The organism is Advenella kashmirensis WT001 (assembly GCF_000219915.2).
In the GTDB taxonomy this organism is placed as follows: domain Bacteria; phylum Pseudomonadota; class Gammaproteobacteria; order Burkholderiales; family Burkholderiaceae_B; genus Advenella; species Advenella kashmirensis.
Map to the genome: position 1 here is coordinate 2267707 of NC_017964.1, position 23199 is coordinate 2290905.

The 23199-nt window shown below is 48.2% G+C and carries 29 protein-coding genes, 2 pseudogenes and 1 riboswitch; of the genes and pseudogenes, 14 read left to right on the forward strand and 17 right to left on the reverse strand.

Annotated elements, in window-relative coordinates; genetic code table 11:
- Positions 1-4: 4 nt before the first annotated feature.
- Together TKWG_RS10575 and TKWG_RS10580 are read right to left on the reverse strand one after the other, a co-directional pair.
- The gene (locus TKWG_RS10575; RefSeq protein ID WP_014750829.1) at positions 5-973 is read right to left on the reverse strand and encodes a Bug family tripartite tricarboxylate transporter substrate binding protein; all 969 of its coding nucleotides are present in this window, start codon (positions 971-973) and stop codon (positions 5-7) included.
- A gap of 32 nt (positions 974-1005) precedes the next feature.
- Complete coding sequence (locus TKWG_RS10580) at positions 1006-2166, reverse strand: CaiB/BaiF CoA transferase family protein (protein WP_014750830.1); 1161 nt, start codon at positions 2164-2166, stop codon at positions 1006-1008.
- A gap of 783 nt (positions 2167-2949) precedes the next feature.
- Here TKWG_RS10580 and aqpZ point away from each other — a divergent pair.
- Positions 2950-3645, forward strand: a complete 696-nt coding sequence (gene aqpZ / locus TKWG_RS10585; RefSeq protein WP_014750831.1) for an aquaporin Z — start codon at positions 2950-2952, stop codon at positions 3643-3645.
- 205 nt (positions 3646-3850) lie between these two features.
- Here the strand turns inward: aqpZ and TKWG_RS10590 are convergent, their stop codons facing one another.
- The 3 genes and pseudogenes from TKWG_RS10590 to TKWG_RS10600 form a co-directional block, all read right to left on the reverse strand.
- Positions 3851-4666 carry a hypothetical protein gene (locus TKWG_RS10590; protein ID WP_014750832.1) on the reverse strand — a complete coding sequence of 272 codons (816 nt, stop codon included), beginning with the start codon at positions 4664-4666 and terminating at the stop codon, positions 3851-3853.
- A gap of 381 nt (positions 4667-5047) precedes the next feature.
- On the reverse strand, positions 5048-5284 hold the full coding sequence (locus tag TKWG_RS10595) for a hypothetical protein (RefSeq protein ID WP_014750833.1): 237 nt from the start codon (positions 5282-5284) through the stop codon (positions 5048-5050).
- Between the two features lie 241 nt (positions 5285-5525).
- Positions 5526-6065, reverse strand: a pseudogene (locus TKWG_RS10600) (lipocalin family protein).
- 337 nt (positions 6066-6402) lie between these two features.
- On the opposite strand from TKWG_RS10600, the gene TKWG_RS10605 reads away from it, so the two are divergent.
- Positions 6403-6582 (forward strand): hypothetical protein, encoded by a 180-nt coding sequence (locus TKWG_RS10605; RefSeq protein WP_041709350.1) that lies wholly within the window; start codon positions 6403-6405, stop codon positions 6580-6582.
- A 483-nt stretch (positions 6583-7065) separates the two neighbouring features.
- Here TKWG_RS10605 and TKWG_RS10610 read toward each other — a convergent pair whose 3' ends face one another.
- Together TKWG_RS10610 and TKWG_RS10615 are read right to left on the reverse strand one after the other, a co-directional pair.
- On the reverse strand, positions 7066-7353 hold the full coding sequence (locus TKWG_RS10610) for an I78 family peptidase inhibitor (protein WP_014750836.1): 288 nt from the start codon (positions 7351-7353) through the stop codon (positions 7066-7068).
- A 139-nt stretch (positions 7354-7492) separates the two neighbouring features.
- On the reverse strand, positions 7493-8134 hold the full coding sequence (locus TKWG_RS10615; RefSeq protein ID WP_041709354.1) for a class I SAM-dependent methyltransferase: 642 nt from the start codon (positions 8132-8134) through the stop codon (positions 7493-7495).
- 333 nt (positions 8135-8467) lie between these two features.
- A riboswitch (FMN riboswitch) is annotated at positions 8468-8634 on the forward strand.
- A gap of 169 nt (positions 8635-8803) precedes the next feature.
- Between TKWG_RS10615 and TKWG_RS10620 the strand changes: the two genes are divergently transcribed.
- Positions 8804-9310, forward strand: coding sequence for a 6,7-dimethyl-8-ribityllumazine synthase (locus tag TKWG_RS10620; protein ID WP_014750838.1), 507 nt, complete (start codon positions 8804-8806; stop codon positions 9308-9310).
- 64 nt (positions 9311-9374) lie between these two features.
- On the opposite strand, the gene TKWG_RS10625 is transcribed toward TKWG_RS10620, so the two are convergent.
- Positions 9375-10001 carry a glutathione S-transferase family protein gene (locus TKWG_RS10625; protein WP_014750839.1) on the reverse strand — a complete coding sequence of 209 codons (627 nt, stop codon included), beginning with the start codon at positions 9999-10001 and terminating at the stop codon, positions 9375-9377.
- Positions 10002-10509: 508 nt separating this feature from the next.
- Here TKWG_RS10625 and TKWG_RS23640 point away from each other — a divergent pair.
- Positions 10510-10677, forward strand: coding sequence for a hypothetical protein (locus tag TKWG_RS23640; protein WP_171815156.1), 168 nt, complete (start codon positions 10510-10512; stop codon positions 10675-10677).
- A gap of 116 nt (positions 10678-10793) precedes the next feature.
- Here TKWG_RS23640 and TKWG_RS10630 read toward each other — a convergent pair whose 3' ends face one another.
- On the reverse strand, positions 10794-11195 hold the full coding sequence (locus TKWG_RS10630) for a GFA family protein (protein ID WP_041709358.1): 402 nt from the start codon (positions 11193-11195) through the stop codon (positions 10794-10796).
- Positions 11196-11373: 178 nt separating this feature from the next.
- Between TKWG_RS10630 and TKWG_RS10635 the strand changes: the two genes are divergently transcribed.
- Complete coding sequence (locus tag TKWG_RS10635) at positions 11374-11706, forward strand: YciI family protein (protein ID WP_014750841.1); 333 nt, start codon at positions 11374-11376, stop codon at positions 11704-11706.
- Positions 11707-11851: 145 nt separating this feature from the next.
- Positions 11852-12220, forward strand: coding sequence for a hypothetical protein (locus TKWG_RS10640; protein WP_014750842.1), 369 nt, complete (start codon positions 11852-11854; stop codon positions 12218-12220).
- 196 nt (positions 12221-12416) lie between these two features.
- Here TKWG_RS10640 and TKWG_RS23010 read toward each other — a convergent pair whose 3' ends face one another.
- Positions 12417-12566: a type II toxin-antitoxin system RelE/ParE family toxin gene (locus TKWG_RS23010; protein ID WP_085946366.1), complete on the reverse strand. Its 150-nt coding sequence runs from the start codon at positions 12564-12566 to the stop codon at positions 12417-12419.
- Between the two features lie 277 nt (positions 12567-12843).
- On the opposite strand from TKWG_RS23010, the gene TKWG_RS10645 reads away from it, so the two are divergent.
- Positions 12844-13086, forward strand: a complete 243-nt coding sequence (locus TKWG_RS10645; protein ID WP_014750843.1) for a hypothetical protein — start codon at positions 12844-12846, stop codon at positions 13084-13086.
- A gap of 295 nt (positions 13087-13381) precedes the next feature.
- Here the strand turns inward: TKWG_RS10645 and TKWG_RS10650 are convergent, their stop codons facing one another.
- Both TKWG_RS10650 and TKWG_RS10655 read right to left on the reverse strand, forming a co-directional pair.
- Positions 13382-13711, reverse strand: coding sequence for a hypothetical protein (locus tag TKWG_RS10650; protein WP_014750844.1), 330 nt, complete (start codon positions 13709-13711; stop codon positions 13382-13384).
- A 9-nt stretch (positions 13712-13720) separates the two neighbouring features.
- The gene (locus tag TKWG_RS10655) at positions 13721-14434 is read right to left on the reverse strand and encodes a hypothetical protein (RefSeq protein ID WP_014750845.1); all 714 of its coding nucleotides are present in this window, start codon (positions 14432-14434) and stop codon (positions 13721-13723) included.
- 320 nt (positions 14435-14754) lie between these two features.
- On the opposite strand from TKWG_RS10655, the gene TKWG_RS27100 reads away from it, so the two are divergent.
- Together TKWG_RS27100 and TKWG_RS25980 are read left to right on the forward strand one after the other, a co-directional pair.
- Positions 14755-14931 (forward strand): tyrosine-type recombinase/integrase, encoded by a 177-nt coding sequence (locus TKWG_RS27100; RefSeq protein WP_014750846.1) that lies wholly within the window; start codon positions 14755-14757, stop codon positions 14929-14931.
- A 53-nt stretch (positions 14932-14984) separates the two neighbouring features.
- Complete coding sequence (locus TKWG_RS25980; protein WP_407636922.1) at positions 14985-15263, forward strand: tyrosine-type recombinase/integrase; 279 nt, start codon at positions 14985-14987, stop codon at positions 15261-15263.
- A 543-nt stretch (positions 15264-15806) separates the two neighbouring features.
- On the opposite strand, the pseudogene TKWG_RS22510 reads toward TKWG_RS25980, so the two are convergent.
- Both TKWG_RS22510 and TKWG_RS10665 read right to left on the reverse strand, forming a co-directional pair.
- Positions 15807-16084 (reverse strand): annotated as a pseudogene (locus TKWG_RS22510) (HigA family addiction module antitoxin).
- A gap of 37 nt (positions 16085-16121) precedes the next feature.
- The gene (locus tag TKWG_RS10665; protein ID WP_014750849.1) at positions 16122-16400 is read right to left on the reverse strand and encodes a type II toxin-antitoxin system RelE/ParE family toxin; all 279 of its coding nucleotides are present in this window, start codon (positions 16398-16400) and stop codon (positions 16122-16124) included.
- 451 nt (positions 16401-16851) lie between these two features.
- Here TKWG_RS10665 and TKWG_RS10670 point away from each other — a divergent pair, with 451 nt between their 5' ends.
- From TKWG_RS10670 to TKWG_RS10685, 4 genes are all read left to right on the forward strand, one after another.
- Positions 16852-17565, forward strand: a complete 714-nt coding sequence (locus TKWG_RS10670) for a hypothetical protein (protein ID WP_014750850.1) — start codon at positions 16852-16854, stop codon at positions 17563-17565.
- A gap of 258 nt (positions 17566-17823) precedes the next feature.
- Positions 17824-18054, forward strand: coding sequence for a hypothetical protein (locus TKWG_RS10675; protein WP_041709362.1), 231 nt, complete (start codon positions 17824-17826; stop codon positions 18052-18054).
- A gap of 168 nt (positions 18055-18222) precedes the next feature.
- Complete coding sequence (locus TKWG_RS10680; protein ID WP_014750852.1) at positions 18223-18444, forward strand: hypothetical protein; 222 nt, start codon at positions 18223-18225, stop codon at positions 18442-18444.
- On the forward strand, positions 18437-18667 hold the full coding sequence (locus TKWG_RS10685; protein ID WP_148274526.1) for a hypothetical protein: 231 nt from the start codon (positions 18437-18439) through the stop codon (positions 18665-18667). Before TKWG_RS10680 ends, TKWG_RS10685 begins: the two co-directional genes overlap by 8 nt.
- A 283-nt stretch (positions 18668-18950) precedes the next feature.
- Here the strand turns inward: TKWG_RS10685 and TKWG_RS21495 are convergent, their stop codons facing one another.
- Positions 18951-20291 carry a coiled-coil domain-containing protein gene (locus TKWG_RS21495; protein ID WP_014750854.1) on the reverse strand — a complete coding sequence of 447 codons (1341 nt, stop codon included), beginning with the start codon at positions 20289-20291 and terminating at the stop codon, positions 18951-18953.
- A 393-nt stretch (positions 20292-20684) separates the two neighbouring features.
- On the opposite strand from TKWG_RS21495, the gene TKWG_RS10695 reads away from it, so the two are divergent.
- Positions 20685-21170, forward strand: coding sequence for a hypothetical protein (locus TKWG_RS10695; protein ID WP_014750855.1), 486 nt, complete (start codon positions 20685-20687; stop codon positions 21168-21170).
- A gap of 538 nt (positions 21171-21708) precedes the next feature.
- Here the strand turns inward: TKWG_RS10695 and TKWG_RS22515 are convergent.
- Both TKWG_RS22515 and TKWG_RS24870 read right to left on the reverse strand, forming a co-directional pair.
- The gene (locus TKWG_RS22515; protein WP_014750856.1) at positions 21709-22560 is read right to left on the reverse strand and encodes an SDR family NAD(P)-dependent oxidoreductase; all 852 of its coding nucleotides are present in this window, start codon (positions 22558-22560) and stop codon (positions 21709-21711) included.
- An 86-nt stretch (positions 22561-22646) separates the two neighbouring features.
- Positions 22647-23162 carry an AMP-binding enzyme gene (locus TKWG_RS24870; protein WP_050981591.1) on the reverse strand — a complete coding sequence of 172 codons (516 nt, stop codon included), beginning with the start codon at positions 23160-23162 and terminating at the stop codon, positions 22647-22649.
- Positions 23163-23199: the final 37 nt, after the last annotated feature.

The following is a 23199-nucleotide window of genomic DNA, read 5'->3' on the forward strand; positions in this document are numbered from 1 at the left end:
TTTCTCACAGTTTTTCAAATTTAATGTCATTTACTATGGCCCGCCACTGTTCATTTGAATCGCGAATGATGTCTGCAAAATCCTGACGGGTCGTATAAGCCGGGATTGCGCCTTGTTTCTGCAGCGCAGCAATGACTTGCGGATCGGACAGCGTTTTCTTCACAGCACTGTTCAATGTATCCAGTTTCGCGTCAGGAACACCGGCCGGAGCTGCCAGACCAAACCATGATGGTGTATTCAACTGCGGATACCCTGCCTCTGCATAGGTAGGTGTATCCGGCAACTGTTTTAACCGGGTGGGCGAAGCCACCGCCAGCGCACGGATTTTTCCGGCTTCTAACTGACCTGCGGAAGATGGATAGTTATCAAATACCACATTGAGCTGGCCTGCCAGTAAATCGGTCAGCGCCGGCCCCAGCCCCTTGTATGGGACGTGCAGCATTTTGGTATTGGTCGCTTTCAGAAACCGTTCACCGAACAAATGGCTATATCCGCCATTGCCTGATGAACCAAATGAGAATTTCTCCGGATTCGCTTTCAGTTGCTTCACCAATTGATCAAATGTCTTTATATCAGCGGACGCCTGGATATCCAGTACGCCGGGCACATTGGCCAGATTGCTGATCGGCGCAAAGTCCCTGATCGGATCATACATCTGATGCTTTTGGACACTGGGATTGACGCTATGGGAACTTTCCACCGCCATCACCAGTGTATAGCCATCTGGCGTTTCACGGCTTGCCGCCGCACTGCCGATCGCCCCGCCCGCACCCGGCTTGTTTAGAATGACCACAGGCTGCCCCAGAACATCACCAAGCCCAGAGGCAACGATTCGTGCTATCAGGTCGGTGGTGCCGCCAGGCGCATAGGGTACGATGAGCTTGAGCGGCTTGTCAGGAAAAGCGGCCATGGCCGGCAATGCTGCCGTCACCAGACCCGCGCATAGACTGTATTTAAAAATGGATATTTTCACTGCATGTCTCCTTTACTGTTATCCGTATCGGTTTAGTCAAGCACTGCTTTGGTGTGCTCGCCCAACAATGGCGGTGGGACAGGACACGGTGTAGATCCGGGGGCAAGCATCGGATTTCTGATCAATGGGATTTGCCCCAGGGTGGGATGAACAACGGTTTGCAGCATTTGGCGATGGCGAACCTGCTCATCGGCAAAAACGTCTTCAAGCGTATTAACGGCTCCCCAGGAAATGCCCAGGTTATCCAGTGCCGCAGTCCAGTGATTTCTGGGTTCGGTAATGAGAATGTCTGCCAGTACCGCTCTGAGCGAAGGTAGATTGCGTATGCGTTCGCTGTTGGTCGAAAATCGCGGATCGTCTGCCAGCTCGCTGCGATCGCAGAATGCGCAAAAGCGTGCAAACTGGGTATCATTACCAATGGCAAGAATCAGATAACCATCACTTGCCCTGAATACTTCATAAGGCGCCAGATTCGGGTGCGCGTTTCCGCTACGGGCGGGGTTTTCTCCAGAAATCAGATAGTTGGCTGCCTGGTTTGCATTCATGGCCACTGCGACATCAAACAAGGCCAGATCCAGCCATGTACCCTGCCCTGTACCATGGCGTTGGAACAACGCAGCCAGTATGGCGGACGTGGCATACATGCCAGTTGTAATGTCGACCACAGCAACACCGGTGCGCAAGGGGCCTGCCCCTGGCTCACCATCGGCGTGGCCGGTATAACTCATCAGCCCGCCCAGGCCCTGAAATATATAGTCGTAGCCCGGTCTGGCAGATTTCGGACCCGTCTGACCATAACCGGTGATTGACGCATACACCAGGCGCGGATTGATATGCCTGACGCTTTCATAATCCAGGCCATATTGCTTCAGCGTACCTACCCGATAGTTCTCAACCAGCACATCGGCACCGCGAATGAGCTCCAGCAACCGTTCCCGGTCAGGCGCGTGTTTGAAATCCAGGCATATTGATTTTTTATTCCGATTGCAGCACATAAAATAGGCTGACATTGACTCGCCGGATTCGGTTTCAAGATACGGAGGCCCCCACTGACGGGTATCATCACCCGCTACTGGTCGCTCTACTTTAATAACTTCGGCCCCCAAATCAGCCAGATTCTGAGTACACCAGGGTCCTGCCAATATCCGGGACAAGTCGACAACCCGAATACCTTTTAATGCGCCAGCCAGCATAAAAATTCTCAATCTTCACAGAGTCAAATGTGGATTGAAGTCTAGCGTAGCCTTTGGCGTATGATCCAGTTCAAATTTTCGACAGGCGCGTTCGAATATTTCAATCCGGCTTCAAGCAGGACTTTTCAGCCTGGTCATCGCGTGCATGCTTAGGAAATCCGTTTTCTATAGTGCCACCGAACAGCACAAGAAACGAATCGGGCGCTGCGAATCACGATCCGACACTTAATGGAGTCAATTTTGTTCGCCCGGAATTGTGTATTTTTCTCTGAAAAGAAAAATTAATCGAAATCAATTTATTGGATTAATTCACCAATATTTACGCTTTATGTCGGATAAACAGCAAACCCAGTATTGGTCATGCCTGCAGGGCGATCTGAACGGACCGCAAGTCCACTTTCTGCTATTTAAAACAGGATCAAAAGGTAAAGCATCAATATAAAAATTTTTAACAGACGAAACCGTATTTTTTGTATGCGCCCACGCCTTGACAACGTCATATTCCGATCCCGTTTGGGCTGCTAAATCTAATGTTTTGTTCACCTATACGCAAATCGTCCTTTCCAATACCGAAGTAATTAACGAAAAACCAGCCAGGTTCAAACCGAACTTCTATCCCACCTCGCCACGAGCGCTTTGTCTGGGATATGAAAGTCATTTCATAGCAATACCGACGGATACATTTTGTTAATCTTTGCGGATCCAATTGACCTTTATTTGATTGTCTGCACTAGCAATTGATCGCATAATTTGCCCACAACCTACACAACAAAGGAAAGAGAAATGATTAAGCAATGTAGTGCAGAGGCATTTGGAACATTCTGGCTGGTCTTCGGTGGTTGTGGCAGTGCGGTGCTTGCCGCAGGCTTTCCGGAATTGGGAATAGGATTTGCCGGTGTAGCGCTGGCTTTCGGTTTGACGGTACTCACCATGGCCTACGCAGTAGGCCATATTTCTGGCGGTCACTTTAACCCGGCGGTAACGCTAGGTCTTTTTGCCGGCGGACGCATCCCCTTCTCCACTGTGGTGCCGTATATTATTTCTCAAGTGATCGGCGGCATTATTGCCGGCGGTGTGCTGTATCTGATAGCCAGCGGCAAAGCAGGATTTGACGTCTCTGCCAGTGGATTTGCGTCCAATGGCTACGGCGAGCACTCGCCGGGCGGCTATTCTCTAACGGCTGCAATTATTGCCGAATTTGTACTAACTGCTTTCTTTCTGATTATTATTCATGGTGCCACCGATAAGCGCGCACCAGCAGGATTTGCTCCGCTTGCCATCGGCCTGGCGCTTACATTGATTCACCTGATCAGCATCCCGGTAACCAATACGTCGGTCAATCCGGCTCGAAGCACAGGCGTAGCCGTCTTCCAGGGAGATTGGGCGTTATCACAACTATGGATTTTCTGGATTGTGCCAATTGTTGGAGCTATTGCCGGCGGCCTGATCTATCGCTGCCTGCTATCCAAGGACGAATAACAAATACTAGCCAAGGCGATCCGAGCAATCCAGAAACGCCAGGCTATAGCGATAAGACCTCGCTAAGGAGAGAGTCTTATCGCTTATGGCGCTCGTGCCACAGCGTCTGCCCGAATGTGCATCCGCGACCACTCCAACCTTCACCTTTTGCGTAGCCTGGGACTGGAACCAAAATGGCATTCGATCTTTACGCCAGGAAAAGTGGCTATCGACAGCGTGCCGGAATGACCGCCAGCGCCTTCTCCGCGCTCGCACCTCTGAATTGGCCTAAAGCCTCGGAAAAGTCCAGCAGCAATTTATCCGCTGCCTGCACTTGCAGATAGTCAAATGGCGCCTCAATCGTAAAGGATACATCAGCGGCCAGCAATGCCCCACCAGCCTGTTCGTACCAAAGCGAAATTTCAACTTCGGCTGCCAATTGATCTGTAATTACTACCGGCCTGGACACAAACACAGTCTCGGCAACCAGCGGCCCGCTTCGTAAAGGCTGTTGGGAGAGATCTACGCCGATGTGTTCCAGATTGACGATCTGGCTGCTAATGTCTGCCATTTGGTTGGGGATCGTACCGTCAAATGAAAATGACTTGGAAAAATTGCTGGCCGGTTTGCCGTCATTTCCAATACTGTAATCATCTTCAATGCCGACGCTTTTTTTGCTGGCCAATGCAATAGGCATGGTGTCCACGGCCAGAATGTCCGGATTGCGAATCTTTAAAGTGAGCCGGGGCTTGCCGCCTAGCTTGGTCCGTGCCCGTAAAAGCATGGCGTTTTTTGCCAAAGCACAGGAATCGGTATCAAGAAATTGCACCTGCGATTGCCTCTTGCCACGCAGCTCTATCTTCTTTATCAAATTCAGGCGCTTTCTTATTGCCTCAGCCACGGCAACCGCCTCGCGCGGCACTCGGTCTACGGCGATTCCGAGCTTATACTCCCTGGACTCCAGGGCTATATTTTGCGCGCCGGTTTCATACGAGAACAATGATGCCAACACCATCACGCAACCCAGAACAGGAACTTTCATTTGAGACTCCTTATTTCCGATAGCTATAGATGTGCCGTGACAAGCCAGGCCGGCCGGAATCTAATTAATCGCTTTCAGAAGAACGCACAGATGATTCTGTGCGCCTGAATCCAACGTTTCCCAAGGTTGCAACACACTTGGTACGCACTTTGCAATTGGTTGTTAATAACAAAAAAGCTATTGAATCGACCATCATAAAGTAATGGCCACAGGCTTGTCGATGTTCACTGGTCGATGTTCACATAATATAAACGACTACCTTCAGCAAGACATTACATTTGTTATTAAGATCCGCGCAACATCTGCGCCTGCGGCTATCGGCTGTTTTGCCGACGCCGCCTCGCGGAGGCCATGTTAATGACATTGTTCAAGCTGGTGTACTTACCAGAACCAGCCGCCGCCCAGTCGTGCAGACTGGGCTCTGTTTAGCCTGGCCGCTTCCTCTTCGGCGTAGTCTTTCTCGTCATCGTCGTAGGGCCCTTCATAGGAGCAACCGCCACGATACCAGGCACACTCGCCGACTAGAGAAGAACCGATACCACCGCCGCCGGAGCATCCGGCGACAAACACCGCCAGGCACAGCATCAGGCTAAGTCGACAAAGACGGTTGATAGGCATTGTGTGCGCTCCTGCTGGATCAAAAAATCCCATTTTATAGCAGGCTCGCGTGGATCGGGTGCACGAAACTATGAAAAAACCAAACGCAAAGACCAGTTGCGTTTATGGAAAACGTTGCCATGTGCTATTTCCTTTATGATGACCGCAATTTAGCTCCGAAAACCAACACGCTGGAACTGAGCAACACCACGTCGGTTTCTGGCAACCCGGCGGCAGTATATCTACAGATCACTCGGATCGCTTACTGGGGTGTTCGGGTCACTTCCTGAACTGCAAAGCCATGATTTGCAGCATAGGCAAGTAGCTCATTGACAACGCGTTGATCAGCTTGCTTTTCCCGCGAGAGAACCCACAAAAACTGGCGATTTGGGGTCCCCACCAATGAATATTTATAATCCCCATGAATCTTTATTATTCAGTAGTCGCCCCACACCATTGGAAGCCACGACATCCACTTGGGGGCAAATCGTACCTGCAGTTTTGAAAAATCAGGGGCAGTGTCATTGGCAGCAAGCCGCCCTTCTGCCTGGGCTGTTTTCTCGCTACCATCTTTCTGTTTGCACTGGTTAACTACCTTGATCGTATTACCCGGCTGCACCGAGTAATCGGCTCGCACATCGCTTGCGCAATCTCGCTGAAAGCTATTGGGTAACCGTGCCTGTTCGTACCAGGTACCGGCGTATTTGTTCAAATCTACATTCGATTGAGTCTGCAGCGACGGATTCGAGCTTGCACATCCTGCCAATGCGGCCACGGTCGCGATATAAAATATGGTCTTCATGGATGCTCCTCGTTATTGGCAACCAGAATAACCGTATTTGCCCTGCAAGATGTCGTTTTAGAAGAAATGGCTGCGGTAGCGCATTTGCTGAAAGGAAATATTGTAAATAATTGTATCTTCTGTTCGGTATTATTTGCTCTGATCTGGTGCATGGTCAACCTACATTTCATTTGTATTTAAGTGGTCAGCCTAGTCTGGTTCAAATATCTGAAAAATCACGACCACAGGTAACGGAATATGTATTTTGTTAGATAAATGTTATATTCACAAAAGGAAAATCACGCAAGGGTTCTTGCGTCCTGATGCTTTACCGCGAACCGCCCACAAGGAGGCCAGGATGGACGATTTGAGTCAACAAAATATACATTATCTAAAAACCTTAGAAAGCGACTTTCAACGCGAAGAAGCGGAGCTGCGCCGGTGGCTGGACACCAACGTCACCGATCTGGCATCACGCAAATGGTATCTGGAGCGCCAGCGCGAAGATCATGCAGCGCGGGGCAGGAAGTACGTTTGAACGTTGCTAGGCGCAAACGAAGCAGGATTTTTCATAGTTCGCTAACCAGGAATGCAGTGCTAACATTCACACTTGTGATGCTGCCCTGTTTAGCCATGCCGCCGGCGATGGCTCGAAACTATCCATGCTCGGGCGCCAAAGGCGGCATTTCCCATTGCCAGGGAGAAACATTTATATGCAATGACGGGTCCGTAAGCGGATCAAAAAAACATTGCTCGGCGACGCATGGGAGTGGCAACACAGCGGCAGCGCGACTGTTTTCCAATAATCGCAACATGGCGCCGTCTGTCAAAAAAGACGCCGGGTGCGGTTGTCGTAGCGGCAATTATTGCACCGGCCCCAGAGGCGGGAAGTTTTGCTACAGCGACTCAGGACGCAAGAGTTATCTAAGAAAATAACCCTTGGCTGCAAAGCGGCCACTCACTCATGGCCTGCCCGAAAAAAAGCGTGCTTAACGCAACGCAACTAATTACGCCCTTGCAGCTAGCCACAAGTTACGCGGCTAATCTTCCCGTCCTTGCCCACGTGGATATTCAAGCGCTCTGCCGAAAAATCCATAGTGACAACTGAATCAGGATAAATAACTCGAGCGGACTTGGGTAACGTAGATTTGTCCAGCGCCTTGTCCTTAGTGCCCACCAGGCTCTGATGACTCTTGGCACCACATTGATCTTCTGTCTGGGTCTGGCTCGGGTTCTGAGCTCGCCCAGGGGTCGGCGCCTGGCAGGCAGCGAGCACGACCAACGGGATCGCGGCGATGAGTTGTTTCATAAAAGCTCCTTTGAATAGACCCCTACATTTATACACTAATTGGGCCTGTCACTTTGTCAAAATATACTACCCGGCTATGTTTACAATCGCCGGGCAATGAGCCCAGCCTTTTTTCAATCCGCCAGTATTCCCGAGCTGTTCAAGGCAGATGCAAGGTGTACTCAAGCGCCCAGAAATATTCCCACTCCAGATAATTACAAGACGCCGAATACCACGACACCGCAGCAAGCAGTTGTTCCCGTGTCGGGAAGTTTTTGAGCACCCGATGCGTTGATCCATCGTCTAGCGTACGAATTTGATAGGTGTTGCCTGCACTGTCACGCTCCGCTATCGGCGTGCTGCTGCTGGACACAAAGCGATTATCAAGAAAGACAACCCTGGCGCCAGGTTCAAGTACCCGATGAAGCCCGGTAAGAAATTCCTGGATTTGTTCCTGCGGAATATGTGACCACCAAAATCCGGCAAAAGCGACATCAAAGGACGCATCGAAAACCGGGAGTTCGTACGCATCCCCCCGGAGCAATTGAACGTTGTTCGCGGTGATACGCCCAGCTGCAATGTCCAGAGTTTCCTGTGCGGCGTCCAGCGCCACAACCCGCTTGGCCAATGGTGCATAAAATTGGGTCCAGTAGCCGGTGCCACAAGCGATCTCCAGCACTGATCGGCCGGCAAACATGGGAGGCAACCACATCTGCAATTTTTGAAGATCTGCCTGTCGTTCAGGTTTTAAATAGATTCTGTCGTATTCGTTAGCGCGCGCTCCGTAATAGTCTTTCATCATCTATCCTTTTCAAAAATCACATGTGAATTAGACTCGATTTTAGAGCCGATTGATGATTTATCCGCTGTTGCGATGATAGCGGAAAACAACAAGCATCTGTGTGGAGGGGAATTGTCGACACATTGCCGAGGAGGGACAGATCGTTGCTATTGCTCTCATCTGGTGAATCCGGCGCCAGATCGGAATACTGTTGCAGCGCGAATGTAAATATTGCATGTTATGAAAATACTGGGCCGGATTTGATGATGCAAGTTTTTAGCGTAGCCCTCCATACACGCAAATCCGGTGCTACAATTCGTGCGCGGAGCTTCTCGGCACACCCGATGAGGTGCCGCACGTTCTCAGGGCGGGGTGTAATTCCCCACCGGCGGTAATGGCGTACAAGACGCTAAGCCCGCGAGCGCTTGCCTGTGCAGCAGTTCCTCACGCATGAGCAAGGTCAGCAGACCTGGTGTGATTCCAGGGCCGACGGTCATAGTCCGGATAAAGAGAGAGCGGGACACCGCTGGCCATGCCAGTGTGCCTGGCTATGCATTTGTTGCTGCCGGTTTGCCATGTTGTGCCGAACTATGACTTGGCATATAAGCCCGGCATCTTGCAATGCACGCGCCATGCATCTCCCTAGCTATCCATGCCCTGTTTTTATATGTTCAAAAACAGGAGTTTTCCATGTTAAACAAAGTAATCGATCAATCTCTGCCGGGGCTCGCATCCCGTCGCATCGCCTTCATTGAAGCCGGTTGGCATGGCGATATCGTAGAGCAGGCAAGGCTATCATTTCTGGAAGAAGTATCCGGTCTCGGCCAGGACGCTTCCTGCGTTGATATCATCAGTGTTCCGGGCGCCTTTGAGATTCCCTTGCACGCCAGGCTGCTGGCCGAAAGTGGCCGCTATGCTGCTGTAGTCGCAGCCGGGCTGGTGGTGAACGGCGGTATCTATCGCCATGAGTTTGTCGCCCAGGCGGTTATTTCAGGATTGATGCAGGTGCAGCTGGAAACGCGCGTGCCGGTATTGTCTTGCGTACTCACTCCGCGTGAACTATTTGAAGGTGAAGATCAGCACCGCTTTTTCTTCGAGCATTTCCAGATCAAAGGTAAGGAAGCTGCACAGGCGTGCATCGCAACCGTTGCCTCGCTGCACGACCTGACTCGTACAGCGCTTTCACAACAACAGTAAGGCACGGCGGCGTCCCCTTATCGTTGCGCAATGCAGTCCACTGCCCTGCCCTTGGACTGTATTGCTAGCAAAACTTCTGCAGCCCCTCGTCCTGCAGTGCTTTCTGCACGCCTGCATCCTGCTCCATGTGTGCCATAAAGCGGGTCAGATCGGGCAGATCATCAATTTTTACACCCACGTTCTTGGTCCAGCGCGTCATGACATACAGAAGAGGATCAGCAACAGAACGGGTGCCAGCGAGCCAGTCCTGGTCCGTCAACTGCGCATCCATCATTTCCAATAGCGCATGAACTTTGGTGCGCGCATGGGCCTTGGTCATGTCAATCGCGACCTCGTCACCCAGATAAGAGGTCGTTCCAAATAATGGCTTGAAAGCGGGATGGATATCCGATGTCGCAATGCCCAAAATACGGTTGATCTGCGCGCGACTCCGGATACTGCCGTCGCCGCTGAGCTTGGACGCTGGAAAGCTGTCAGCAAGGAAATTGAGAATTGCCACGTTCTGCGTCAGCACCCAGTCATCAATTTCGAGTACAGGTACCGCTCCGACGGGATTAAGTTTTATGAATGGCGGTTCTTTGCGTTCGGCACCCGTGTAATAAGCAATGTCATAGGGAGCACCAATCCATTCCAGAATAATATGGCTGGCAAGCGAACAAGCGCCTGGCGAGGCGTGTAATTTAAGCTTCATGGTAAATTATCCAAATATAAAATCAACTCAAAATGGGCAACTACAAAATAGCGTATCAATAAAATAGCTTGAAAGACAACAAGACAGGAAAAATAGGCTTATGACAACCTTGATACATTGCAAATATAACTCTTTTTGCTACAACACCAATATGTCAGTTGCCCTGGGCTGGACACGCGCAAAGGATAAAGTTCCACTAGGGACTATAAACATTGTCACGAATGAATCACCTCATCAATGCACACCGTCCCTTCGGGGGATGCTATCACCCTCAATATTCGTTAGAACAGAAGACTCTTCTTGCATCAGGATAGTTTGTACAGAAATTTTTGGATATTATTGTTTCTGAGCGCCAGCAAAAGCATCGATATATTGCAGTTGTAAAGCCTCTCTTGCCTGGTTGCCTCTGAAGACACGGGCGCCGACGGCAGCCACGGTATCTTTTCTTTGACCGCTATTGTTCAGGCCGAAGTACAATGAACCATCAAGCCAACCAGGAGGATTCTTTATGGATATCACCTACTCAAAGTTCGGCGGTGCACCCGAAATAATTAATGCCGATGAAGACTTGGACGACGCTGAACCCATCACTTTAAAAAAAAGAACTCGTGTTCGCATTGAGACTCCCTATGGCGAACACGAAAGAAAACAACCTGACGTTAGAGCAACAGCTTGATGCAATATTGAAAGACGCAGGCATTGACCCCGCATCGGTCAAATTAGTCGGTTGAGGGTGCCTAAATGCACGTTGGGCGGCAGAGGACGCCTGGTGCTAATAAAGTATTATTGCAATTACGCATCTTCGTCATATTTCGGTAGACGGTCTGCAATATCGTGCCATGGTGCTTTGCTACTGACATACACGTGCAACTCAGGTTTGACCCCTGGATCAGAATCTAAGCCCCCTAGCGGCAATCCATAACCAGACTTATCATCATCGAATTTGCTGAATATGGGAGAGCCGCAGACACCACAAAACCCGCGATGCGTTCCAGGAGATGATTCGTAGAATTTGACCAATGCCTCGCCTTGCAAAAATCCAAAATCCCGCGCCAGCACCCTCGCCCGACTTCGAAAAGCCGCCCCATGTGCCTTACGACACATAGCACAATGGCAATTGAGTGCCCCTGTTAATGGTCCGTTTATTTGATAGCGAACACCGCCACAGAGGCAGCTTCCTTGAAGTTTGGTCATTTGGCTCTCCTGTCAATTATTCAATAGTAGCAGGCGGATTTGAATCAGTCTCGATCCGCCCTGACATGTACCGCTGGGTGCGCCTGTGGGTTGGCGGTCGCTGCCGATGTTGATGTATGATTTATAGTGATCTGCCAATGGACAAGCCATTACCTCAGCAAACGATAGGAGACGACCTATGCCTAAATTTGTAACAATTGGATATGGGGAGCGGGAAGGATACGATCGTATCGCAATCGACATCCGAAACGCAGCCCATGCGCATGACGCAAAATTGCAGCAAGCCGGTGTATTGATGGGGATCGCAGGCCACCCGGTGCAGGTTCGCAATGCGGACGCGGCTCAGGTTACAACGACGAACGGGCCATTCATGAAATCTTCTATGCCTGTGGCCGGGTTCGCCATCATAGAGGCCAAAGACATGGCCGAGGCCATAGAGATGGTGTCGCGCACGCCCTGTGCTGTCGCACACGGCGTCGTTGAGGTGTGGCCACTGGAGCAGCCGTCATAACCCAGGTTCATTAACATGGCGAAGCGTTCATATCTGATCACACGCGAGACTTGGTATTAAGTAGGTGGGGCTTTACCGTTTGCTTTAACGGCGGGTCGCATATAAAATCTCGCATCTTTACCCTTCCCCACCAGATGTAAAAGCGATGAGTGCATTTTGTGTATTTGGCATGACAGATGTCATTGCCAGACAATCGGCAAGCAAGAAAGCCCCACCTCCCGAATGGAATGCCTCTACAGAGGCTTTCTACGCCGACTATGGAGAGCACATATACAAGACCGGCGCGCATCGGCAGGTATCGCTCACCTTCGATGCCCCGCAGTTTTGCCAGGACTGGATCGATCTTGCCAAAAAGCATATGCGGACACGCGGCCTTAAAATTATGTTTCGTGGCCAAGTGACCGACAAACACGGCAGGCCTCGAATCAATAAGAAAACCAATGAACCGGTGATGGGCTGGGTACCTTATGACGGGGGCTGGGAAACGCGACCAAAAACCGGCGCGTTTCTATAAACCTGCAACTATCTACCCGTGCCAGGAAATTGCATTGATTTTCATGCCATTGCTTTAGTTAAGGGCACAACAAAATCATGCTTGCTCTGCTCTGCTCGCCAAAGATCGCAATCAGATTGCATACCTGCCCATAACCCACTGCTGGTGCCAAGCAGAATAGAAAGGCGCACAGCCATATCAGCCGAAATCGCTGCCCTCATTCAAGATACGGGAAAGCGCGGCGCGGGTGACGCACCTGATAGTCGACGACTTCTGCATCCTGGCTTTCAAATTTAAAAGTTATTCGACAGTTCCCATTCACTTTAACGCTCCAGTGACCTTTTAACGCTGCCTGCAGCGAATGCACGTTCTAGGCTGGCGCGTTCATGTGCTGAGGGGTTTGCGCGCGATTCAAAAAACGTATAGCTAGGCGATACTTCAATGGCTGTGTAGTATCAATGCTCAGTAAAAGTCTGGTGGCCTTTGAACGCATTACCGATCCGCCGCAGTTCTGCCAGGCGGCCTCCGCTGGCACAACGAATAATTTAGTCGGGCGACAGGCCTTCCCTCTGTACTGGCGATCGTTCTTTTTCCTAAAATGTTAGAATAAATATTCACCCTATCATCATTGAAAGGAGTGCGATATGTCTTTTGTTAAGCCAGTTATTGATCAGAAAAACGAGGTCATGGATGGGCGTAGCCTGTCCGATTTATCTATCGAGCAATATGCAGGTTACATTTCCGAGTACTTACTGAGATTGAATTCCAGAGGTGTGCTTTTATCGGAAATTGGTAAAGTTCCGCTTGCGGCCACACCGGAACAAATTGACGAGCTCATTAATCACCTTAAACTTGTCAGACAGGAAATGAAGAACTTGAAAAAGTGAGGCATGAGCGTAATGCCCATGCCGCAAACGCAAAAACCCGTCTGTTTGGCGGACGGGTTTCTTTTGATGGTTTATGAAACTATTCTTTACGGATGATTTGAACGAGTGCGGGATTATTCATACCCGGATAACCCCAGGCTTGTCCCGGGTCCGCATGGGCTGCTTGTCAGCCCATTGCGTTTATTATAGAGACCTATATAATCATACGACATGATGCACATGAAGTTCATGCGCTGCACGACGATTATTATTGATTGACTCTGGCCCAATACGGTGTAGTTAATGCCAACCTAGCTCAAGGGCATGAGGGGTACAACAAAACAAAGCGAAGAAACCAAATTATGGACAAGCCAAACGCAATCCATAAGGTGGGATGAATTTGACGCTTTTTTGCAAAAATAATGAGCCCTGCCACGAGTAACGGCAATATGTACAAAATAGAAATGAATGGAGTGCCACCATCGTCCACAGGCAGCGTACAGAATGTGAGCTTCTCATCAGCCAAAAGTGGATCCTCAAGCATCCACTCAAACTTGTTTATCGGCATGGATACGATCACCAATGCGCTCAATATGGAATACAGAGCAATAACAAGGTCAATAACAAATAAAAAATATTTTTTCATATGAATTTGTTACTTCATCAACCCAATGATATGTTCTCTTCTACGTAGCATTACACGACCGTATTCAGAGTACTTTCTGTTAGGAGCACCCGGCGATGATTTAATTGAATCTGTTATATCGGATAATTTTCGTTCTATTCCGCGATTGTATCTAGAACCAACAACAATATACTGTTCATCCGTCAGGTTCGCCGAATTCGATGAGGGGTAGTCATAACGAATCAAGCTTTGCAAATGCTTAGCAACTAACTGCAAATTATAAACATCCGTTTCTAAACAGGTGATAAGTTGATGCGCTTCAGCCGTACTCAAGGTATTTGCATTAAGACCAAGTTCTTTTATTACAACACGCAGCTGTATACTAATGGGACCAAATGAAGTCTGTTCGGGCGGCTTCCCTGTAATAGTTAGATTTTCATCCATCCAAGCTGGCCCGCTCCAATCGAATCGACGAGCTATGTATACCGGGCGTTTCCACGACACTGCCTTACCGCCGAGTTCTTCCCAAGCGATTCCCGCCAGCAATATAGGGGGAATTCCGTAATTACCTGCTATTGCTCTTATTCTGTTCTTGTTATAAACAATCCACGCATCCTTATACTCATGTAAGTATGTGGCTCCACCGCCAAAGATCTTCGGGAAGAAATACCAGCGTGCGACACTAAATGTAGTCCACTCCGGATAATTATCAACCCCCGGAGCGCAAATCATTGGCTCAGCCATTCTATCTCCCTATCCGTCGATATCGCGGTTTAACAAGTAGCAGCACTCCAAATATTGGTGAAGTGTAAATTAAATATTTGGTTCATTATGTAAAAAAAACATCCAAATATGTAATATTTTACGGTCTACAAAGAGACCTATCTGCTGATGGAAATTTCCACCCAATCTTGCAACGCATTAAGCTGCCGGATAGCCGAGGCAAGTGGTTGGGTTGTAAAGGCTCCTAAATTGCCAGCGTTCAAAGAAAAAAAGATAAATATACGGTGGCTGACTAAAGACGAGGCGCGCGCGCCTTGCTCTCGAATATTCATCTTGAATGGATGCACCAGGTTTGCCGGTTTGCGCTCGCAACAGGCGCAAGGGCCAACGAGATTTTATCTTTGACTTGGGATAAGGTAGATATCGATCGCTCACTGGCCTGGGTCACGAATGATCTTGCGAAAAATGGAAAGGCGCGACCTATGCCGCTTAATCGCGAGGCCATTGCACTGCTCTAAGAACCTAAATCTGCCAGAAGCGATTACTGCTTTACCAGAGCAAGTGGAAAAAAATCACTCAGGTAGATAAACGTACTTTAGACAGAGCTGTCCAACTTGCGGGTATTAAGCCGCTCAAGTTTCATGACCTACGACACACCTGGGCAAGCTGGCATGTACAGTCCGGAACTCCCTTGATGGTTTTGAAAGAATTGGGAGACTGGGAAACAATCGAAATGGTGCAAAAGTACGCCCATTTGGATGCGGGCCATCTGGCAAATTACGTTGGTGTGACCGAATTAATGACACACTCATGCCACACCCAAGGCCAAGAAAACAAAAAAGCCGCTTAAGTAAGCGGCTAATTTATTGATTCTAAAAGCTTTCTCTGGTCCCCCCGACTGGACTCGAACCAGTGACCAAAGGATTATGAGTGACGGAAACTGTAAATGGTAGTAAATAAATTTCTCTATTAAATTAATCACCTGCAATTTCATGAACTATATATACATATAGTATTTTTACTGCCATTTTCGTTGATTTTTTGAGATTTAAGTCACGATTTAGTCACGGTGATTCTGCCATCCAAGACCCATAATCGGAATGCATCTACTTCTCGGGAGATTCGAACCCGCGTAGAGCTTAATAATATCAAGACGTTAACGATTGATAGTGACCGAATAGCGCCATTCCGCCGTGTGCACGATTCACGGCTACAATCAAACCCGCACAGTCAACACCTACTCCTGTTCGTCTTGCACTCGGGCGTCTTGCACCCAATATCGCATACAGTGAGTTATCTGGAATCTGACCGATAAAGACGCTTCGTAATCTCTATCAACCCGCTCTCCATCGGTTTTTTTGCCTCGGTATCAGTCACACATTGAGGTGGCTTTTTACGCCATCTCAAGGATGGGTGACACATTTGTCGGGCGATGCTGCTGGGCCTGCCACAAATCGTAGCTCGCCTGCATCCCGACCCACATATCGGCGCTGGTTCCTATAGCGACTCCAACCGAAGGGCCATTTCTGGTGAAACCCCGGCTGATCCGTTCAAAATACGAGACAGGGTCGCACGCGTAACACCCAAATGACTAGCTGCACTGGTTACGCTAACCCCTTCCAAATATTCTTTCAAGACAACCCCTGGATGGGGTGGATTATGCATTCTCATAAAAATTCCTTTCTGATCTCTGCTCGACACAGCCTTATCAGTGGTAGTCCTGATAATCGACAACTTGCGCATCTGTTCCTTCAAACTTGAAGGTCACGCGCCAATTGCCATTCACTGTAATTGACCAATATCCTTTCATATCGCCTTTTAGAGGATGCAACTTCCACGATGGCGCCGCCATATCCTGCGGCTTAACAGCGTTATCCAGTGCGGCCAATTGCGTTTTCAGCTTTTCAGCATGGGCTGCCTGAATCCCTGCCGTTGAGCCTTTCTTGAAAAATAGCTCCAAGCCTTTGTGTTTGAACGATTTAATCATAGGCATTTGAATTTAACGTATACCGAAACTATACACTATACACGAAAAAATGTCAATTTCTTCGCTGGGATTGGATCCGGCTACCACGGTCGAGCAGGCGAAGGAATTATTGTCTAACCTTTGATCTCAATCCAAACCAGACTATATCAAACACGGTGGAGCGGATAGAATTCTTTCCTGCAAGTTTTTTTCAGGATTAACCATTTTTCCCGCGTTTTTCTTTCCATTATAAATATTGTCGATCACCACTGTTTGACCACAAAGTCATGATTCCCGTTGCACTCATAAGACCGTGTGACCGCATCACCAAGTTTCAGAGCTATCGACTTTCATAGAGATCTGGGATTTTTTCATAGTCCCACTGGCTCGTACTTGCCACGTTTCGTACAAACTAGTGCTCAGCTATAATCAGCTGCAACTTCAAATTTTCGTAACTTGAAGAAGAGCTCGAATGACAACGTTAACCATCGCCGACCGAGATATGCTGTATTCGCTATCTTGGTACATGTCCGCAAGACAGACGGCGTTACGCACCGCACTCTCGTATAGAGCGCCGCTGTCCGTCACTGAGCTAGCTGACATGAGAGTCCACTACTCAGGGTATTTTTTGAATCTTCTGGCAGCGATCGACATAGTCCCTAATATGCCTATGCTGGAGTCAGAACAGTTTGAAAAGCAGTTGCAGACTCGCCTTGTGTTTGAAGGATTTCAGGACGGAGTAAATAATTACTCTTATATTCGCGAGCTACGCAATGCGATCGTTCACCGCGGACTGGACATCACTTCCGCGGCTCACTTCGATGATAACTTCCCGATGATTCTGGCGGAGCCGAAAGTTCAAAACAAGAAAGGAACAAAGACGTTTCTCGCCTTTGATAAATACCTACTGGACATCATTGCAAAGTGTGAATTTGTCGTTTGCCCGTTAATGCTTGATTGCCTGAACGCCGCAGGTATCTTCGATGCCACCGTAGATAGCGAGGCTGACCTCCAAGAGTACCGTAATTCTGTCAAACAATCTCATGCCATGCCAGAGCAAGTTAAGGCAATGGCTCTACGCGCGGAAATCAACCCTCAATGGATAGTAGATGTCCACAGCGCCACAATGACAAGACTGCGTGAAAAGTTGGCACCCTACGATGTCACCATGGCATTCCCTCGATAGAACCGCCGGCAGCTCTCTGAACTAGCCATTCATTTCACCGCACCTTGCGGATCCAGCCCCAATTCGCGCAGTAAAGCTCAGAAGACCGTCGTTACCACGAAAAATAAATGCCTCTAGTGCATTCACTGGAACGAAAAAACCCCGCTAAACGCCGAGGCCGCTTGATTTAGTAAGCTCACCAAATCGGAACTATCGGTTAGGGTGACCGATTACAGATTATCTCCTTCCTTAGACAGCGGCGCAGTGCCTGACAACCGTGTGATTCTGCTAGACCCTAGCGGCATCGCCATATCTGATGATGGAGTCATTCTGGATTCTTCCGATCAGACCACGCTGGAACTATTCGACAGCAACGGCGATCCGTCTGGAGACTACCTGTCCTTGTGGCAAAACAACCTTGCAGCGATCAAGGTAGTACATTACCTGAACTGGCTGGATCTGCGCGGCACCTCGGTTTCCTTCACTGACTCAGCGCAATGGGTGGCGTAATGAATGCGACACTCGGAACAGCAATGGTGCGGCTCTTGGATCAAAAGGTCAAACCCCTGGAGGATCGGATTGCGCAACTTGAATCGGAGCTGGAGCAGTTGAAGGCCAAGAGTCGCCCCGCCTGCTTCGTTTGCCTGGCGTCCTGTCTAAGAGCAAAGAGGCTTCCTGATGACATCACCGCAAACCTCAGCCGAAGCGCATAAACAACGGGCCGCAGCACGCTCAGATCTGATGCCCACCATCGGCAAGTTTATTGGTGACAAGCTGCGAGAGCAGGCAAAGACAAACGATGACAAACTGGATGCACTACTTGATGCTGTGGCCGACCTGGAGCGGCGTGTGGCCGCAATAGAAGCCACTGGAGGAAATAATGGGGGTTCGAATGATTGATCTATTGCAGTTAACTAAAGAGAGCGAACAACACTTTCTTAAACAGCACGCAGAAGAAGCCAGCCGGGCCATGATGCTTGCAAAGGCTGACGGTCTACCGCCTGCTGCTCTGGCGCAACTGGATGACGTAATCGAGAAAATCCCGGAAGAAAGCATTGCTCGCATTCGATCCGGCACCCTCCTATCCGTTCTAGGACAAGAGGTAAAGCACACCCCAAATTGATCAATGCTGCGCACAGGCTCATTCTACAGCCAGCTCCGCACCCCCGGGAATGTCCAGAATCACCCTAGCTTGGCAGGGGAAATAGGCTCCGGGGGGCCTCCTGAAGAAAAGGTCGGAAGGGACGGTAACCGCCCCCGAAGGTTTCATTTCATAAACGTCAAGAAAAAAAGTAATTTAATTCAGATTTTTCATGAAATATTCTAATAGTTTTAAACGCATGCTAGCATTTGATCGTCGTGTATATCTGCTGGTTAGCCTTACTTCGTATGAACGACGTTACTTATTAAACTAAAGTATTTTCTTCTTGTTCAGCTTTGTGCGTATTTTGCGCCAATTTTGGCTGTTTTAGGTCCAGCAGTTTTTCCGAAGCAAGTTGCTTTACTGCTGCCGTAAATTCTGGGACTGTTTTGAATGCTTCCCGTACTGATTCTGTTGCAAGCAATTCTGCCCATGGACTGCCATGGTTACTTGTGTCTACCAACCTCAATGGCAATTCATCGAATCTTGTAAGCGCCGATTGCAGCAGCTGCGCCTCCATGTTCAAACGCGCCTCAGCCTCATTCTCCTCGACAAGAGCATCGATCCTTGAGGCCTCCCGTCGGTACCCCTCATATGCTTTAGAAATCGAAGCCTTGAATGCATAATCTTCCGATAATTTAAATCTATGCCCAATTTGTTTTGTAGCTATCCAAGCAAACCATACCGGTGCGCCGATCGAGACTGTCGATAGCATTAAGTTTAGAAAAACGAGGAAAGGGGACGAGTTTGGAGTACCCAACAAATTCGAAAGATCTTTTAAATGAGAAGAACCAACGGTATAACCAAATATCAAAGCTGCAAGCAGGCCACCGGACCAAACATATACTGACCGGTTTAACGAATTTGACCGATCCTCAAAAGCGCGAGCGAGTCCCACGCTAGTCGATGATGCTAAAGCTTTGTCACATTTCTCTAGCACATCTGCTGCTGTATTAGCTTGCTGATTGATCTTTTCTTCTTGCTGCTCCATCTGCGACATAATTTCTTCAAGCCGAGTCATCGCCTTGTCAGCAGTATCTCTATGACTATTAATGTCATTCTTTGCCGAGTTTAAATCATCCAAATCCACCGGCAAATTGTTTGCTGCTTCGTACGCTTTATCTATGAGTTCGAGCTTATCGGAAACTGTTTCAATTCTAGAACCTAACTCATTTAGTCTAGATTCATTGGCACGAGCTTGCCGTTTTTGACTAGTGATTGTATTTGCAAGTTCTACCTGGTCGGGTAACGGCAGCAGATCGAGCAATTGACCGTTAACCGCGTCTAGCGTCAAGAGCACTACAGGAATCACATTAACAGGATTTCCTTGTAACTGTGGAAGTGTGTGAACCAATAAGTGATTCAATTTAGAAATCAATGAATCTAATTCGCCACTTCTATTTTCTTTAAATTCTATTGATCGCAATTTCACCAAATTGAGCATTGATCTGGGAATTCTTACTAAATCCTCGCGATCAACACCAAGGATCTGCCAATTATTATTATTCTTTACAGAGATCGGTTCGTCATAGCTAATAGCAGTCTCTATAGCTGCTATTATTTCTTCCAGTTTCTCCCCAACCTCCTCCATCTTATTGGCAACCATTCCAATATCCTTTATTAGTATTAAATAGATGATTTTGTCATATTTTGTATAAAAATTTAACTAATTAAAATCAGGGTTACTACTGAAGGCCTTTCCCGTTGTGAAGTCATAGTAAATTGATAGCAGCTCGATTCTGCTAGCGTTGAAAGATCTATAGCGAAAAACGGGCAAGACAGAAAGCCGCTTGATCGATAACCTGATGTACCTGAGACTGCTCGATCCTTATCGACTGATGGATGTGAGCGTTCCCGAAAGTCAGGAGCGAAGGGGGCGATTTAGACAAACAACTACTCGAACGTTATCTTGTAGTGCAGAGATAAGGGTTAACAGCAGTAACCTTATTTACATATTAAAATCATAATAGGCATCCCAAATCCAACCTAGAATAGCACCATGCCATTGAATAGTTATATCCCTGAAAGCGAACTTGGCAAATTGCACAAGTTAAAATTCGCGGAAGAAACCATACGCCGCCAATTGAGTCAATTTATTGAATTGTTCGAAGAGGTCTGCAATAAGCACGAATCAGCAAAGGCGCTCGGTGCAAGATTAGAAACAGGTACAAAGGATGATACCTGGATGTTCAAATCTAATTTTGGGGCCGGTCGCTTAGCTTTCAAATTTGACCTAAGTCAAAATGAGCCAGAAGGTAAGTTAATCTTTGAACGGCTTGTTCAGAACGAGAAAGACGAAGATATGTGGAAACCTACTCTCGGAGTCTACTTCACCAACGCATTTGACAAGATGTACTTCCTGAATAGCGAAGGAAACAGACAGCTAGTATCTTTAGAATCAGATTTCAATCAAGACATTTATTCAGCATGCCGAGACTTTATCAAGTCAATGATTTATACGCAGGTTCAATATCCTCCAGCGTAACCAGTTACCCCATAAAAAGGATAATGGCAAAAACAAATGCCTGAATTATCCTAAAAACAACGCCCTACTTTTCCATCCCCATCCATTGCGAAAGGGTAACCAAAGGGTAACCAGCGACAGAAATAAAAAAATGCCCTACAAACATAAGTTTATAAGGCATTGATTTTACTAGAGTTTTGGTCCCCCCGGCTGGACTCGAACCAGCGACCAAAGGATTATGAGTCCCACAAGTCACAAACGACTGTAAATTAAAACCTTTTATTAATCAAAGACCTACGATTCAACGCACTGATTAATTATACAGTAGGTTATTAATGATTTAGCTGCTTTTTCCAAGGTTTACGCCACAATTACGCCACAATGAAGATTGCTCTAAAATCCGCAGCATAGTTACCGAATCTGTGGCATTTTATCGAGGGGAAAGAGAACCCAAATTCCCCCTTCTCATGATGTAATTCGCCTGTTTGCAAACCAACCGCACCAAAATTACCAACATGGTTCTAAAACTGATCCAATCCGATAATTTCAACGCCGCGATTCATTGCCGACTAATGCCGCAACTAAGCCCACCGTCTACCAGCAGTGCATGTCCATTGACATAGCTTGATTCATCTGATGTAAGGAATAGACAGGCATATGCTACCTCCCACCCTGTACCTTGACGCCCGAATGGCACAGAATTGGCTCGGTCTGGACGGCGCCGCGTTGCATCTCGCCCCATCGGAGTATCCATCAATCCTGGCAGGACGCTATTGCAGCGTATGCCGTTAGGTTCGCCGCTAGCAGCAATACTACGTGCTAAAGAGACTTGCGCCGCCTTCGAGGACTCATAAGCAGGATTTTTTCCAAGTACACGCAGGCTTGCAAGTGATGACATCAGCACGATAGTTGATCCAGGAGGCATAAGAGTCAACGCAACTTTGCTGAACAACATGTGGCTTCGTACATTAACTGCATATTCGTAGTCCCAACTTTCTGCGTCTTGATCAGACAATTTTAAGCCCTTTGAAATACCGACATTCAACACTAAACCATCGATTCCGCCTAAGCGCTCGGCGCATCTACGCACTAAAGGTTCTATAGTATCGCTTTGGCTAACATCGGCAACTTCGGCAATTGCAGAACCTCCCTCCTCTTGAATCTGGCGAACCGTTTGCTCAACCGCTTCGCTGCATACGTCCACACATGCGATATTCGCACCTTCGCGTGCAAATAAGACAGAAATAGCTCGCCCATTGCCAATGGGCGGAGAGTCATCGTTTACTATTCGCTGACCGGCTCCAACGACTAGAATTCGACGTCCTTGAAGCCTGGACCTACTAGGCGCTTGGCCCAGTGAGGCAGGCATAAGTTGGCTTGCAGCATCAGGCTCATAAAATGATACGTTCACGGGCGATTCTCCTTGTGTGAATTATTAAATAATTGATGTATGCTTAATTTCCGGCAACGCTGCCACAAGATAGTCATGCGGAACAGCTAACCACCTTCAAACATGAATACGTTAGATGCGGAGGTGTCGAAGCTTTGCGAAATGGAATGTAGTAATGGTTTTTCCGAAGAGGTTTTGGGTATGCTTTGTACAAGCTGCAGATACGATGGTATGTGGCTGCGTTCGAGTCTCTTACTGCAATAGCTCCAAAACTCATTCAAGTCAAAGCTAGAGTCGTCAACTAATACGATGGCCGCCACTGTGTCAGACTCTCCCGCTACACCATTTGACGAAGGAACGCCATAGACAAATGCGTCCGAAACCCAAGGATGCTCTCCCAGCTCTTTTTCTATCAAGGCGGCAGATATAAAATCTCCATTTTTGCGCAGGCTGCTGCCTTTGCGATACAGAAAATAGAACCAACCAGCTTCGTCTTGATATCCGACGTCGCCCATGCGCAGCAACCCACCTTCGCCCTTCTTAGCGGACGCTTCACGGTTTCGAAAATACTCAATGTGAATCGGAGTACCGTCGATATTGCCAAAAACGATTTCGCCAGGCACATTAGGGGGACATTTATTTCCTTTCTCGTCGACAATT